Origin of the sequence: Shinella sp. (genome assembly GCF_049651085.1) — a bacterium.
Lineage (GTDB): Bacteria > Pseudomonadota > Alphaproteobacteria > Rhizobiales > Rhizobiaceae > Shinella.
The window spans coordinates 59,840-74,794 of sequence record NZ_JBASBL010000020.1 but is presented as its reverse complement, the minus strand read 5'-3'; the positions used below and the strand labels follow the sequence as shown (position 1 = coordinate 74,794).

Genomic DNA, 14,955 nt, shown 5'->3' with positions numbered 1-14,955 from the left:
GAAAATACAACCGTTGCGCTTCACACCTGCGAAAGGCGCAACTGTTAACCTGCATGAACGCAAAACAGATTCGTTGAACGCCATGACCCAGATCGTGACAGTCTCGCCAGCCACCGCTGCCTATGCCTCGCAGGGCATGAAGATGCAGACCCGCACGGGCACGCTCTTCGAACAGCGCATCCAGCACTGGAGCGAGGATGCCAAGGTGCGTGGCGATGCCCGCACGCTGGCGGTGCTCACCGTCATCCAGCCGCCCGCGCTGGCACTCGCCCTTCTGACCGCGCCCGGCAGCACGCCGCAGGTGACGGTAACCATGGCCGAGGCACAGCGACGCTATGACGAGCACGGCTTGCCCCTACCCGTCGAACCCGCCTGATCCTCCCGCAAGACACAGCCGTCCGACCTCCTCTTGCCCCCGTTTCGGGGGCTTTCTTTTGCCGCCTCCCCCTAACGACAAATATTTGTTCGACAGCGACGTCCGGCTCTTGCCAAAACACGGGCAAGGCCGTTATCTGAAACCGACCTCGCTGGGAGAAACTGGCCGCCTGAACAAGGCATGGCCGGTGCCGAAGGAGCAACCGCCCCGGAAACTCTCAGGCAAAAGGACCAGCAAGGTGCCGTCGGAACTCTGGAGAGAAGCGCGAAAGTGCTCGCCGAAGGGATAACAATCTCAGGCGAAGGGACAGAGGGGGCTCAGGAGAACGGCGCTTATGCGCCTGGATTGTGAGCCGGCGCCCGGGACAACGACGGGCGCCCAAGGAACGGAGGGCGCCTTTTGGACGGATCGTCTGAACTCAAGAAAACACCGCTTCATGCACTGAACCTGTCGCTCGGCGCCCGCATGGTGCCGTTTGCCGGCTATGAGATGCCGGTGCAATACACGGCCGGCGTGATGAAGGAACATCTGCACACCCGCACGGCCGCCGGCCTGTTCGACGTGTCCCACATGGGGCAGGTCACGGTGCGCGCCCGCTCGGGCGACAATGCCGATGCCGCCCGCGCGCTGGAAACGCTGGTGCCGGTCGATATCGTCGGTCTCGGCGAAGGCCGCCAGCGCTACGCGCTGTTCACCACCGAGGAAGGCGGCATTTCGGACGACCTGATGATCGCCAATCGCGGCGACCACTTCTACGTCGTCGTCAACGCCTCCTGCAAGGATGCGGATTTTGCCTATATGCAGGCGAAGATCGGCGATACCTGCGAACTCACGCTGCACGACGACCGCGCGCTGATCGCTCTGCAGGGGCCGCACGCCGAGGCGGTTCTGGCCGAACTGTGGGCAGACATCTCCTCGATGCGGTTCATGGATGTGCGGGCCTGCGACCTGCACGATGCCGACTGCATCGTCACGCGCTCCGGCTATACCGGCGAGGATGGCTTCGAGGTTTCCATTCCGGCCGAGCTTGCCGAAACCGTCTGCCGCCGCCTGCTCGACCACCCGGACGTTCTGCCGATCGGGCTTGGCGCCCGCGATTCCCTGCGGCTCGAAGCCGGTCTCTGCCTCTACGGCAACGATATCGACACCGGCACGACGCCGGTGGAAGCCGGGCTCGGCTGGGCCATCCAGAAGGTCCGCCGCACGGGCGGCGACCGTGCCGGGGGCTTTCCCGGCGCCGATATCATTCTCGCACAGCTCGAAAACGGCACGGAACGCCGCCGCGTCGGCCTCAGGCCGGAAGGCCGCGCCCCCGTGCGTGGCGGCGCGGTGCTCGCCACCGACCCCGAGGGCGAGGATGTCGTGGGAACCGTGACCTCCGGCGGCTTCGGCCCGAATGCCGATGGTCCCGTCGCCATGGGCTACGTTACCACCGCGACCTCGACGCCTGGCACCCAGCTCTATGCCGGCGTGCGTGGAAAATTCCTGGCCGTGACCGTCTCGGCCATGCCCTTCGTCAAGAACACTTTCAAACGCTGACCTAGAAAGGCTCGTCATGCTGAAATTTACTGAAGAACACGAGTGGCTGAAGATCGAAGGCGGCGTTGCGACCGTTGGCATCACGACGCACGCGGCCGAGCAGCTCGGCGATCTCGTCTTCGTCGAGCTGCCCGAGGTCGGCGGCACCTTCTCCAAGGGCGGCGATGCGGCGACGGTCGAATCCGTGAAGGCGGCTTCCGACGTCTATTGTCCGCTCGACGGCGAGATCGTCGAAGTCAACGAGGCGATCACCGCCGACCCTTCCCTCGTCAACAGCGACCCGCAGGGCGCCGGCTGGTTCTTCAAGCTGAAGCTCGCCAATCCGGCCGACGCGGACGCCTTGATGGACGAAGCCGCCTACAAGGAGCTTGTCGGCTGATGAACCTGCCCAAGGATTTTGCCTTTACCGACTACCAGCCCTACGACTTTGCCAATCGCCGCCATATCGGCCCCTCGCCCCAGGAAATGGACGCGATGCTGAAGGTGATCGGCTATAGCAGCCTGGATGCGCTGATCGACGACACCGTGCCGAAATCGATCCGCCAGACCAAGCCGCTCGAATGGGGCGCGCCGATGACCGAGCGTGAAGCGCTCGACAAGCTGCGCGAGACCGCCAACCGCAACCGGAAGCTCGTCTCGCTGATCGGCCAGGGTTACTACGGCACGATCACGCCGCCGGTCGTCCAGCGCAACATTCTGGAAAACCCCGCCTGGTATACGGCCTATACGCCCTACCAGCCGGAAATCAGCCAGGGCCGCCTGGAAGCGCTGCTGAACTACCAAACGATGGTCTGCGACCTCACCGGCCTCGACGTCGCCAACGCCTCGCTGCTCGACGAGGCGACTGCCGCCGCCGAAGCCATGGCCATGGCGCAGCGCGTGGCGAAATCCAAGGCGAACGCCTTCTTCGTCGACGAGAACTGCCACCCGCAGACGATCGCGCTCCTGAAGACCCGCTCCGAGCCGCTTGGCTGGGATATCGTCGTCGGCGACCCCTTCACCGATCTCGATCCCGTCGACGTCTTCGGCGCGATCTTCCAGTATCCGGGCACCTACGGTCACGTCCGTGATTTCACCGGCCTGATCGCGCGGCTGCACCAGACGGGCGCCATCGCCGTCATGGCGGCCGATCCGCTGGCGCTCGCCCTCCTCAAGTCGCCCGGCGACATGAATGCGGATATCGCCATCGGCTGCACCCAGCGTTTCGGCGTGCCGGTCGGTTATGGCGGTCCGCATGCGGCCTATATGGCCGTGAAGGACGCCTACAAGCGCTCCATGCCCGGCCGCCTCGTCGGCGTGTCCGTCGATGCGCGCGGCAACCGCGCCTATCGCCTGTCGCTCCAGACCCGCGAACAGCATATCCGCCGCGAAAAGGCGACATCGAACATCTGCACCGCGCAGGTCCTGCTCGCGGTCATGGCGTCGATGTACGCCGTCTTCCACGGACCGCAGGGCCTGAAGGCGATCTCGCAAAGCGTACACCAGAAAACCGTCAGCCTTGCCATGGGCCTTGAAAAGCTTGGCTTCACGGTAGAGCCCGAGGTGTTCTTCGACACGATCACCGTTCATGTCGGCAAGCTTCAGGGCGTCATCCTGAAGGCGGCCGTCGCTGAAGAGGTCAATCTTCGCAAGATCGGCGACGACCGCATCGGCATCAGCCTCGACGAGCGTTCGCGCCCCGTCACGCTGGAAGCCGTCTGGCGCGCTTTCGGCGGTGACTTCGAGGCAGCTGCGTTCGAGCCGGGCTACAGGCTGCCGAGCGACCTGCTGCGCACCAGCGCATACCTCACCCATCCGATCTTCCACATGAACCGTGCGGAAAGCGAGATGGTGCGCTACATCCGCCGCCTCTCCGACCGCGACCTCGCGCTCGACCGGGCGATGATCCCGCTCGGCTCGTGCACGATGAAGCTCAACGCCACGGCGGAAATGCTGCCGATCACCTGGCCGGAATTTGCGGAAATCCACCCGTTCGTCCCGGCCGACCAGGCACAGGGCTACCGCCACCTGATCGAGGACCTGTCGCAGAAACTCTGCGACATTACCGGCTATGACGCCGTCTCCATGCAGCCGAATTCCGGCGCGCAGGGTGAATATGCAGGCCTCCTGACGATCCGCGCCTATCACCTTGCCAACGGCAACGACCATCGCGACGTCTGCCTCATCCCGACCTCCGCGCACGGCACCAATCCGGCTTCCGCCCAGATGGCCGGCATGAAGGTGGTGGTGATCAAGGTGTCGGACAATGGCGATATCGACATCGATGATTTCCGTGCAAAAGCAGAGCAATACGCGGAAAATCTCTCCTGCTGTATGATCACCTACCCCTCCACGCACGGCGTCTTCGAGGAGAACGTGCGCGAGGTCTGCGAGATCGTGCACAAGCATGGCGGCCAGGTCTACATGGACGGCGCGAACATGAATGCCATGGTGGGCCTTGCCCGCCCGGGCGACATCGGTTCGGACGTGTCGCACCTCAACCTGCACAAGACGTTCTGCATCCCGCATGGCGGCGGCGGTCCCGGCATGGGGCCGATCGGCGTCAAGGCGCACCTTGCCCCCCACCTGCCGAGCCATCCGGAAGTGCCGGATCTTGGCGGCACGGGTGCGGTGTCGGCAGCTCCCTTCGGTTCGGCATCGATCCTGCCGATCTCCTGGAGCTACTGCCTGATGATGGGCGGCGAAGGCCTTACGCAGGCGACCAAGGTGGCTATCCTCAACGCCAACTACATCGCTGCCCGCCTCAAGGGCGCCTATGACGTGCTCTACAAGTCCGCCAAGGGCCGCGTGGCGCATGAATGCATCATCGATACGCGTCCCCTGGTCGACAGCGCCGGCGTGACCGTCGATGATGTCGCCAAGCGCCTGATCGATTGCGGCTTCCATGCGCCGACCATGAGCTGGCCGGTCGCCGGCACGCTGATGATCGAGCCGACCGAGTCGGAAACCAAGGCCGAGATCGACCGCTTCTGCGATGCCATGCTGGCAATCCGCGAGGAGGCGCGCGCCATCGAGGACGGCAGGATGGACCGGGACAACAATCCGCTCAAGAACGCCCCGCATACGGTGGAAGACCTGGTCGGCGAATGGGATCGCCCCTATTCGCGCGAACAGGCCTGCTATCCGCCGGGCGCCTTCCGCGTCGACAAGTACTGGTCGCCGGTCAACCGGGTCGACAACGTCTATGGCGACCGCAACCTCGTCTGCTCCTGCCCGCCGCTGGAGGATTACGCAGAAGCCGCCGAGTAAAAGACAGGCAACAAAAACAACCCCGGCCGATCACATCGGCCGGGTTTTTATTACGGCAGGGAAAAAATCAGGGTGCGATGGCGACGTCTACCCAGAAGCGGGTAAAGCCCTCGGCAAATTCCCGGTAGCCGCGCAGCGTCGACGGTTTCACCGCATAAGCGTTGGCGCCGTTTTCGTAGGCCCGGTTCACATCCATGGAATTGGATGAGGACGAAAGCATGATGACGGGCGTCACCGCCGTGCGCGAGCGACCGCGCAGGCGCTTGAGCAGGTCAAGGCCGCTCGTGCCGGGCATGCTGATGTCGAGCAGGATATAGTCGAAGGCTTCCCTGTCGAGGCGGTCGGAGGCCAGTTCCGCATCGGCCACATGAGTGATCTCGATCTGGCTGCCGGCGTCGCTGAAGGCACGCATCACAAAGCGCACATCCACGGGATCGTCATCAACCACGATCAGCTTTCTCGGCAAGCCCCCCACGATCGTCCCCCCTTGAAGTCATAGGTTGTGGAAACGTCACGATGAAGCGTGCGCCCGGACTATAGCTCGTGTCAAGCGCGATCACGCCCTCGTGGCTTTCCACGATACGGCGGGCCAGCGCAAGGCCGATGCCGGTGCCCTCATAGATCGTCTCGTCGCGGTGAAGTCGCTGAAAAACATCGAAAATCCGGTCCACATGCTGGGCATCGATACCGATCCCGTCATCCTCGACGACAAGATCGATGCCTTGCGCACCATGCCTGGAATAGATGCGGACAGTCGGCGCTTCGTCTCTGGCGCAGTACTTCAACGCATTGCCGATCAGGTTCTGCATGAGTCGTTTCAGAAGCTCCGGATCACCCATGATCTCCGGCAGCGGCTGGATATCGACCCGTCCGCCGCTTTCCTGCACATCGCTTTCCAGAAGCGCCAGCGCTTCGCGCGCCACGCCATTGAGCGCAACCGGTCTGGGCGACGTGATACGATAGGCGATCTGCGAAAATTCAAGTAGGCTGTCGATGATCCGGCGCATGCGCAGGGCGCTCTTGCGCACATGATCGGCATAGTGCGGCAGTTCGCCGAACTCGCCGCGATGCACATCCTCCGAAATCATCTCGGAAAACATCGAGAGGTGACGGAGCGGCGCCTTCAGATCGTGCGACACGATGGCGGTGAACTGGTCGAGCGCCTCGTTCTTGCGGCGCAATTCGCTCGCCTGCGCCTCCACCCGCTGCTGCTGACACTTGGCCTCGGTAATGTCGCGCCCCACGGTGACGACCTCGCTGACGCCGTCAGCGTCGAAGATCGCGATGGCCGTCCAGAGCATCCACATCTCCCGCCCCTCATGCTCGATGCAGATCTCGAGTGTCTTCACCGGCTTGTCGGGCGTATAGGCGGCAATATCCATCAGCGGCGCCGTCTGCTCCGGGGCGCATGCGACCTCCGGCAGATAGCGGCCGATCAGGTCATCGGTGGTCGAGAAAACATGCGCGGCATACTTGTCGTTGGCAAAACGAACGGTCAGGTTCCTGTCGAAGCGCAGGATCATGTCCGGCAGGATTTGCAGCAACGAGAGATATTCCCGGCGTTTTTCCTCCAGCGCCGCCTCGACACGTTTCAGATCCGACACATCGATGCGTAGCGCCACGACATCGCCGGTTTCCGCCACATGGCTCTCGCCGCGGATCCACTTGTCCTTGCCATATGCGAAGACGCTTCCGCCGCTGTCGGTATTCCTGTGGCTTTCAAGGCGATCACGAACCATCGCCTCGGCTTGCGGCGTGCCCGCCTGGACACCGGGGAACAATCCGACATGAATGAGGGCGCGCACGATACTTTCCAGCGTCGCGCCGACCCGCACGACCTCGCGGGCTTCGCCGCATCGCTCCTTGTAGGACCGGTTGTACATGACCAGCCGTTCCTGCGGGTCGAAGATCGCAAAGCCTTCTCGCATCGTGTCGAGCGCCGCCGTGATGCGCTGGCCGAGCAGGACCTGCTCGCTGTGGCTGCCGCCGCTGACAAGGCTGCGCAAGAGCAGCGCATATCGCGGACCGTCCGGTTCAGCGGGAAGAGCGATGACATGGGCCGTTGCCTCCACAAGCGAACCATTGTCGTGGCGGAATGCAAAGGGGTGGGTGTTCTCCCGGCCCTTGGATGCATGGCGGGCAAAGAGCGAGGCAGGGTTCTCCCCCTCTATAACGGGGAAAGCCGGCGGTTTCCGGCCGTCGCGATTCCAGCCGAAGGTGCGGGCCGCCGCCTCGTTGTGGGAGACGACGCACGCCTCTTCATCGACGATGAGAACGGGAAATGGCAGGTTTTCGTAAAGTGCCGCGGCAAAGCCGGTCATCGCTCGCCCCTCCCTGGCGATCACGCCGCACGAAAACCTCGTGCCGCGCGCGAAGACTAGGCAAAACCCTCAGCGATGGAAAGGTGCAAGGATCTGAATCCTGCACGCGGGATGTCAGGCGCGCACCGTCGGCTGGCCGGCGGCGGCAAGGGCTGCAAGGTCGGCAGGCTTGAGCTCGACCGATTCGCCGCAGCCGCAGGCAGACGTCTGGTTCGGGTTGTGGAAGGTGAAGCCGGAGCGCAGCGTCGTCACCTCGAAATCCATCTGGGTGCCGAGAAGATAGAGGACGGCTTCAGGCGCTACCCATACGCGGGCGCCATTGAGCTCGATCAGGTCGTCCTTGGCATCGGGCTCGGTGGTCACCAGATCGATGGAGTACTCCATCCCGGCGCAACCGCCCTTCTTGATTCCCACGCGGATGCCCTTGGCATCGCCGCCGGCATTGTCGACGATCGCCTTGACGCGGTTCGCCGCGGCATCGGTGAGTGTCATGATTGCAAAGGCCATGAACCGCTTCTCCTTCGACCGGACGGGTTCAAGGCCCGACGGTTTCCGACTCTGAATCTAGTGTCGCTCGGTCAAGCGATCAATAGCTTTGATGCTGTCCGAAAGGATTGCACCTTTCGGGATCAGGCTAATACCAGCCGACAGCGACCTGCGCCTCTTCCGACATGCGGTCAGGCGTCCACGGCGGATCGAAGGTCATTCTGACCTCGACGCCGGAAATGCCTTCCACCGCGCTTACGGCGTTTTCCACCCAGCCCGGCATTTCACCGGCCACCGGGCAACCGGGCGCCGTCAGCGTCATGTCGATCTTGACCATGCGGTCGTCTTCGATGTCGATCTTGTAAATGAGGCCAAGCTCGAAGATGTCAGCCGGAATTTCCGGGTCGTAGACCGTTTTCAGCGCGGATATGACGTCGTCGCTGAGGCGCGCCAGTTCGTCGGCCGGGATAGCCGAGTGAACGATACCGTCACGGACGTCGATCTTGTCTTCCGTTGCGTCGAGGGACATGGGCCTACTCCTCAGGCGAAGAATTTTCGAGCATGGTCAAGCGCATCGGCGAGTGCATCCACCTCGGCGCGCGTATTGTACATGCCGAACGATGCCCGGCATGTGGAGGTGACGCCGAAGCGTTTCAAGAGCGGCTGGGCGCAATGGGTGCCGGCGCGCACCGCGATCCCTGCCCGATCGATGACCATCGAGACATCGTGCGCGTGGATCCCTTCGAGTTCGAAGGAGAAGATCGAGCCCTTGCTAGGCGCCGTGCCGTAGATACGTAGCGAATTGATCGCGGAGAGCCGTTCATGGGCATAATCGCGCAAATCCGCCTCATGCGTCGAGATTGCCGCGCGGCCGATCTTTTCCATGTAATCGAGCGCATGGCCGAGACCGATCGCCTGCACGATCGGCGGCGTGCCGGCTTCGAAACGGTGCGGTGGATCGTTGTAGGTGACGATGTCTTCCGTCACGTCGACGATCATCTCGCCGCCGCCCTGGAAAGGCCGCATTTCCTTCAGCCGGTCCATCTTGCCGTAGAGCACGCCGATACCGGAAGGGCCGTAGAGCTTGTGGCCGGTCATGACGTACCAGTCGCAATCGATGTCACGCACGTCGACCGGCATATGTACGGCGCCCTGCGACCCGTCGATGAGCACCGGTATGCCGCGCTCGCGGGCAATCCGGCAGATTTCCTTGACCGGAACGATGGTGCCGAGCGCATTCGACATATGTGTAATCGCAATGAGCTTCGTGCGGTCCGTGAGGCACTTGACGAAGTCCTCGACATGGAAGGCGCCCGTATCGTCCACCGGCGCCCAGACGAGCTTGGCGCCCTGCCGTTCGCGGATGAAATGCCACGGCACGATGTTGGAATGGTGCTCCATGATCGACAGGACGATCTCGTCGCCCTCGCCGATCTTCGGCATGCCATAGCCATAGGCGACCGTGTTGATCGCCTCCGTGGAGGATTTCGTGAAGATGATCTCGTCGACCGACGAGGCATTCAGGAAGCGGCGCACTTTTTCGCGCGCCGCCTCATAGGCGTCCGTGGCAGCATTGGAGAGGAAATGAAGGCCGCGATGCACGTTTGCATATTCATTGGAATAGGCATGCGCGATCGCGTCGATCACCACCTGCGGCTTCTGTGCCGAAGCACCGCTGTCGAGATAGACCAGTGGCTTGCCGTAAACAGTTTTCGACAAGATCGGGAAATCCTTGCGGATCGCCTCGACGTCGTAGGCCGTTGCGGGTGTCGGCAGCGTGTGTTCCATCTCATTCGTCCTTTGTCAGACGCTTGTCAGGCGTGCTTTTCCAGCCAGCCGGCGATCACCTCTTCAAGTGCCTCGACCAGCGGCTCGTCTTCCAGCTCCTCGACGATCTCGGCGACGAAGGCGTTGACCAGCATGGCGCGCGCCTTATTTTCCGGAATGCCGCGCGCCATCAGGTAGAAAAGCTGCGTGTGGTCGATGTCGATCACGGTCGCGCCGTGGCCGCACTGCACGTCGTCGGCGAAGATCTCAAGCTCGGGCTTGGCGGAGAAATCCGCATCGTCCGAAAGCAGGAGCGTGTTGCACGACATCTTGGCGTCGGTCTTCTGCGCATCGGGCGCCACGCGGATCTGGCCCTGGAAGACACCGTGGGCGCGATCGAAGATCACGTTGCGGATGACTTCGCTCGACGTCGTGTTCGGTACATCGTGACCGACCGTGAAGGTGACGTCGTTGTGGGTTTCGCCACCGAGCAGGTTGATGCCGCGCAGGTTCAGGTCAGAGCCCTCGCCCGATACCACGACATGGATTTCCTGCCGTACCAGCTTGCCGCCGGCATTGATGACGTAGAGGCGCAGCTTGGCGTCCGTGCCGAGCGCGATGCGGATCTGACCAAGATGGGTATCCGCGCCGCCCTGTGCCTGGAAGATGATCCAGGTGATTTCGGCGCCGTCGGCGAGCGTGATGTCGCTGACCGTCGTGACCAGGCCGGCATTGTCGCCGGCGGCCAGGTGGCGCTCGATGACCGTCGCCTTGGTGCCGGCCCCGAAGGTTGCCGGAAAGCGCGTGTGCGTCTGGCCGGCATTCTGGATCGTCTGGAGTTCGAGCGGAGCTTCCAGCTCGGTGCCATCCGGCAGGTCGAGCACGAAACCGTCGCGCACGAAAGCGCCGTTGATGCGGCCGATCGTGTCGTCGCTGTCGCGGGCGGCAAGGCCGTCGGCGGCGGTGCCATCTGCCAGCGCATCGGCGAAAGTGCGAACCGTCACGCCCGCGACCCTGGCGCGCGCATCAGCCGTACCATTGACGACCGAAAGCACGGCAGAGCCCTCTACCAGCGGCGTGACCTTGGCCGCGGAGGCAGCGGAATCGAAGGCCGGAACCGTTCGCAGCAGCGCCTTGAGGTCCGTATAATGCCAGGCCTCGACGCGGCGTGTCGGAAGACCGGCAGCCTTGAAATCGCTGATGAGCGTGTCGCGGGCGGCGAGAACGTCGCCATTGCCCGGCAATTCGCCGATCGCATGGTCATAGGCTTCACAAAGCGCGGTCTCTGCGACCGAGAGCTTCATGCCTGTTTGCATATTCATGAAATCACTCCTTCACAGGCGCCGTCAGGCAGCAGCGCCGATGATGTCGGCGTAACCGTTTGCTTCCAGCTCGTGTGCCAGCGTCTTGTCGCCGGACTTGATGACCTGGCCCTTGTAGAGAACGTGGACCGTATCCGGCACGATGTAGTCGAGCAGGCGCTGGTAGTGGGTGATCACGACGACAGCGCGGTCAGGCGAACGCAGGGCGTTGACGCCATCGGCGACGATCTTCAGCGCGTCGATGTCGAGGCCCGAATCCGTTTCGTCGAGGATGCAGAGCTTGGGCTCGAGCAGCGCCATCTGGAGGATCTCCGCACGCTTCTTCTCACCGCCGGAGAAACCGACATTGAGCGGACGGCGCAGCATTTCGGGTGCGATCTTCAGCTCGGCAGCGGCTTCCTTGACCCGGCGCATGAAGTCCGGCGTCGTCAGTTCGTCCTCGCCGCGCGCCTTGCGCTGCTCGTTCATGGCGACCTTGAGGAACTGCATGGTGGCAACACCCGGGATTTCGACCGGATACTGGAAGGCAAGGAAAATGCCCTTGGCCGCGCGCTCCGACGGCTCCAGTTCAAGGATGCTCTCGCCGTTGTAGAGGATTTCGCCCTCGGTGACTTCATAATCCTCGCGGCCGGAGAGGATGTAGGAAAGCGTCGATTTGCCGGAGCCGTTCGGGCCCATGATGGCGGCGACTTCGCCTGCCTTTACGGTGAGGTTCAGGCCGCGGATGATTTCGGTGCCGTCTTCGGCGATGCGGGCGTGCAGATTCTTGATTTCAAGCATGATGTCTCGATCCTACATTCGGAGCGCATGCAGCACTCCCGTCTTCGTTTCAGAAGCCGAGGAAGAAGTGGACCAGCGGAAGCATCATGGCGGAGAATCCGCCGAGGCAAAGCCCCACTACCGTGCGTACGGCCACGTTCCGAACGTAGGGCGCATACGCTGCCAGTCCACCGCAAATCACGGCGTAGTAAGTCAGATTGACCGGATCCATGTCGTCTCTCCCGATGAGAACCGCACCGCTAATATAGCGGATCACGCGGCGACTTCATCGACAGGGCTTCTCCGGCCACCCGGCGGCAGACCGCCGGGCTATTTTTGCCCGGTCAGCCGACCGAGCCTTCAAGCGAAATGCCGATCAGCTTCTGCGCCTCGACGGCGAACTCCATCGGCAGCTCCTGGATGACTTCCTTGACGAAGCCGTTGACGATCAACGCGATCGCCGCCTCGGTGGGAATGCCACGCTGCAGGCAATAGAACAGCTGGTCTTCGGAAATCTTCGAGGTGGTCGCCTCGTGCTCGAAATGGGCAGTCGCGTTCTTCGCCTCGATATAGGGCACGGTATGCGCCCCGCACTTGTCGCCGATGAGCAGCGAGTCGCACTGGGTGAAGTTGCGGGCGTTCTCCGCCTTGCGGTGGGCCGAAACCTGCCCGCGATAGGTGTTGCTGGAGAAGCCTGCGGAAATGCCCTTCGAGACGATGCGGCTCGACGTGTTCTTGCCGAGATGGATCATCTTCGTGCCCGAATCGATCTGCTGGTGACCGTTCGAAACGGCGATCGAGTAGAACTCGCCGCGCGAACCATCGCCACGCAGGATGCAGGACGGATACTTCCAGGTGATCGCCGAACCGGTCTCGACCTGGGTCCAGGAGATCTTGGAATTCTTGCCCCGGCAATCGCCGCGCTTGGTGACGAAGTTGTAGATGCCGCCCTTGCCTTCCTTGTCGCCCGGATACCAGTTCTGGACGGTGGAATACTTGATCTCGGCGTCATCCAGCGCAATCAGCTCGACAACGGCAGCGTGTAGCTGGTTTTCGTCGCGCTGCGGCGCGGTGCAGCCTTCGAGGTAGGAGACGTATGCGCCTTCTTCCGCGATGATCAGCGTGCGTTCGAACTGGCCGGTGTCCTTCTCGTTGATACGGAAGTAGGTCGACAGTTCCATCGGGCACCGAACGCCCTTCGGCACGTAGACGAAGGAGCCGTCCGTGAAGACCGCGCAATTCAGCGTCGCGTAGAAATTGTCGGTCGTCGGCACCACGGTGGCGAGGTACTTCTTGATGAGCTCGGGATGCTCGCGGATGGCTTCGGAGATCGACATGAAGATCACGCCGGCTTTCTTCAGCTCTTCCTTGAAGGTCGTGACGACCGAAACCGAATCGAACACGGCATCGACGGCGATCTTCGAGGTCTGCACGCCGGCAAGGATTTCCTGCTCGCGCAGCGGAATGCCAAGCTTCTCATACGTCCTCAGAAGCTCCGGGTCGACCTCGTCCAGCGACAGCGGGCCGGTCTGGTTCTTCGGAGCCGCGTAGTAGTAGAGATCATTGAAGTCGATCTTCGGATAGTCGACGCGCGCCCAACTCGGCTCTTCCATGGTGAGCCAGCGGCGGTATGCCTCAAGGCGCCACTCGAGCATCCAGTCAGGCTCGTTCTTCTTGGCCGAGATGAAACGGATGATGTCCTCGGACAGCCCCTTCGGCGCCTTGTCCATCTCGATGTTCGTCTCGAAGCCGTATTTGTACTGGTCGACGTCTATCTGACGGACCTGGTCGATCGTTTCCTGCACCGCAGGCATATCGTTCTCCAATCTCGCCGGATCCAAGGTCCGGCAGCTTGTTAACGGGTGGCGGGTATTCCGCCGGTTATGTAAGCGCCAAAGGGGACTTTTCCCACCTTTTGGCAAGAGAAAACTCGCGTTTCCGCAAGAATCCGTTCAGGCCGCATTTCCGGTCACGCGCCGCCTCGAAGCGACGCGCGCAAAAGCGGCCAGAAAGCACTCCACATCCGCCGCCGTCGAGCTAGGTCCGAGCGATAGACGAAGCCCGCCAAGCGCTGCGTCGAACCCCATCGCCGTCAGCACGTGGCTCTGCCCGACCTTGCCGGAAGAGCAGGCCGAGCCCGCCGAGAGCGCAATGCCTTCGAGATCGAAGGCGATCTGCCCCGTTTCGGACTTGAGGCCCGGCAGGCTGAAGAAGGACGTGTTGGCGAGGCGCTCGACCTGCTCGCCGTGGATGATGACATCGCCCGCCACCGCGCGCATGCCGGTCTCCAGGGCATCTCGCAGCGCGCCGATCCGGGCGCTGCGCTCGGCCATATCGGCGGCCGCGCTACGGGCAGCGGCGGCAAAGCCTGCTATCGCCGCTGGGTTCTCCGTGCCCGAGCGGTGTCCCTTTTCCTGCCCGCCGCCGCGAATGAGCGGCAAGGGCATCAGAACCTCGCCACGCGAGACAAGCGCACCGGCGCCCTTCGGGCCGCCAAGCTTGTGGGAGGAGATGATGAGAAAGTCCGCGTCGAGCGCCTCGATATCGATCGGCATGCGGCCGGCGGCCTGCACCGCATCGACGACGAAAAGCCCGCCATGACGGTGAACGATCGCCGCCACGGCCTCTACCGGTTGCACGATGCCCGTTTCGTTGTTGGCCAGCATGACGGCGACCATCGGCAAGCCCGTCGCCTTGTCATGTCCCTGAAGAAGCGCTTCGAGGGCTTCCAGATCGACGACACCGGCGCTGGTAACGGGGATGCTCGTGACTGCCTCGCGGGCGAAACGGCCACCTTCGCGGATTGCCGGATGTTCGATTTCGCAGACATAGAGCCGGCCGATGGCAAGCGGCGTGCGGCCCATGCGATAATCGGGCGTCAGGGCAAGATTTGCAGCCTCGGTCGCGCCGCTCGTGAAGATGACATGCGCCGGTGCGGTATTGACGAGCGCGGCAACATCGCGGCGCGCAGCTTCAACCAGCATGCGCAGCGCCCGGCCCTCACCGTGGACGGAAGACGGATTGCCAACCATATCGAGAGCCGCGACAAAGGCGTCACGCGCGGCCGGCAGCAAGGGTGCCGTGGCGTTCCAGTCCAGATATGTGCGCGCCGTCTTCGTCATTCTTTGTCCCTGCC

General features: G+C 62.8%; 14 protein-coding genes and 1 riboswitch. Of the genes, 4 read left to right on the top strand and 10 right to left on the bottom strand.

Annotated features, from left to right (window positions below; translation table 11 throughout):
* Positions 1-82: 82 nt before the first annotated feature.
* From WA950_RS11795 to gcvP, 4 genes are all read left to right on the top strand, one after another.
* The gene (locus tag WA950_RS11795) at positions 83-376 is read left to right on the top strand and encodes a hypothetical protein (RefSeq protein WP_424551894.1); all 294 of its coding nucleotides are present in this window, start codon (positions 83-85) and stop codon (positions 374-376) included.
* A 142-nt stretch (positions 377-518) separates the two neighbouring features.
* Positions 519-619: riboswitch (glycine riboswitch) on the top strand.
* Positions 620-775: 156 nt separating this feature from the next.
* Positions 776-1,915 (top strand): glycine cleavage system aminomethyltransferase GcvT, encoded by a 1,140-nt coding sequence (gcvT, locus tag WA950_RS11790; protein ID WP_424551893.1) that lies wholly within the window; start codon positions 776-778, stop codon positions 1,913-1,915.
* Between the two features lie 16 nt (positions 1,916-1,931).
* Positions 1,932-2,294, top strand: a complete 363-nt coding sequence (gene gcvH, locus WA950_RS11785) for a glycine cleavage system protein GcvH (RefSeq protein WP_424551892.1) — start codon at positions 1,932-1,934, stop codon at positions 2,292-2,294.
* Entirely contained in the window at positions 2,294-5,164 is a 2,871-nt protein-coding gene (gcvP, locus tag WA950_RS11780; RefSeq protein ID WP_424551891.1) for an aminomethyl-transferring glycine dehydrogenase, read from the top strand. The genes gcvH and gcvP overlap by 1 nt, the downstream gene beginning before the upstream one ends.
* 67 nt (positions 5,165-5,231) lie before the next feature.
* Here the strand turns inward: gcvP and WA950_RS11775 are convergent, their stop codons facing one another.
* The 10 genes from WA950_RS11775 to WA950_RS11730 all read right to left on the bottom strand — a co-directional run bounded on the left by WA950_RS11775 (position 5,232) and on the right by WA950_RS11730 (position 14,941).
* Entirely contained in the window at positions 5,232-5,612 is a 381-nt protein-coding gene (locus WA950_RS11775) for a response regulator (protein WP_424551890.1), read from the bottom strand.
* Entirely contained in the window at positions 5,605-7,485 is a 1,881-nt protein-coding gene (locus WA950_RS11770; protein WP_424551889.1) for an ATP-binding protein, read from the bottom strand. The genes WA950_RS11775 and WA950_RS11770 overlap by 8 nt, the downstream gene beginning before the upstream one ends.
* A 114-nt stretch (positions 7,486-7,599) precedes the next feature.
* On the bottom strand, positions 7,600-7,992 hold the full coding sequence (sufA, locus tag WA950_RS11765; protein WP_424551888.1) for a Fe-S cluster assembly scaffold SufA: 393 nt from the start codon (positions 7,990-7,992) through the stop codon (positions 7,600-7,602).
* 127 nt (positions 7,993-8,119) lie between these two features.
* Positions 8,120-8,500 carry an SUF system Fe-S cluster assembly protein gene (locus WA950_RS11760; protein WP_424551887.1) on the bottom strand — a complete coding sequence of 127 codons (381 nt, stop codon included), beginning with the start codon at positions 8,498-8,500 and terminating at the stop codon, positions 8,120-8,122.
* Positions 8,501-8,511: 11 nt separating this feature from the next.
* Positions 8,512-9,759: a cysteine desulfurase gene (locus WA950_RS11755; protein ID WP_424551886.1), complete on the bottom strand. Its 1,248-nt coding sequence runs from the start codon at positions 9,757-9,759 to the stop codon at positions 8,512-8,514.
* A gap of 26 nt (positions 9,760-9,785) precedes the next feature.
* The gene (sufD, locus tag WA950_RS11750) at positions 9,786-11,060 is read right to left on the bottom strand and encodes a Fe-S cluster assembly protein SufD (protein WP_424551885.1); all 1,275 of its coding nucleotides are present in this window, start codon (positions 11,058-11,060) and stop codon (positions 9,786-9,788) included.
* Between the two features lie 24 nt (positions 11,061-11,084).
* The gene (sufC, locus tag WA950_RS11745) at positions 11,085-11,840 is read right to left on the bottom strand and encodes a Fe-S cluster assembly ATPase SufC (protein ID WP_424551884.1); all 756 of its coding nucleotides are present in this window, start codon (positions 11,838-11,840) and stop codon (positions 11,085-11,087) included.
* A 49-nt stretch (positions 11,841-11,889) separates the two neighbouring features.
* On the bottom strand, positions 11,890-12,051 hold the full coding sequence (locus tag WA950_RS11740) for a hypothetical protein (protein WP_424551883.1): 162 nt from the start codon (positions 12,049-12,051) through the stop codon (positions 11,890-11,892).
* 112 nt (positions 12,052-12,163) lie between these two features.
* Positions 12,164-13,633, bottom strand: a complete 1,470-nt coding sequence (gene sufB, locus WA950_RS11735; RefSeq protein ID WP_424551882.1) for a Fe-S cluster assembly protein SufB — start codon at positions 13,631-13,633, stop codon at positions 12,164-12,166.
* Positions 13,634-13,771: 138 nt separating this feature from the next.
* Complete coding sequence (locus WA950_RS11730) at positions 13,772-14,941, bottom strand: cysteine desulfurase family protein (RefSeq protein WP_424551881.1); 1,170 nt, start codon at positions 14,939-14,941, stop codon at positions 13,772-13,774.
* Positions 14,942-14,955: the final 14 nt, after the last annotated feature.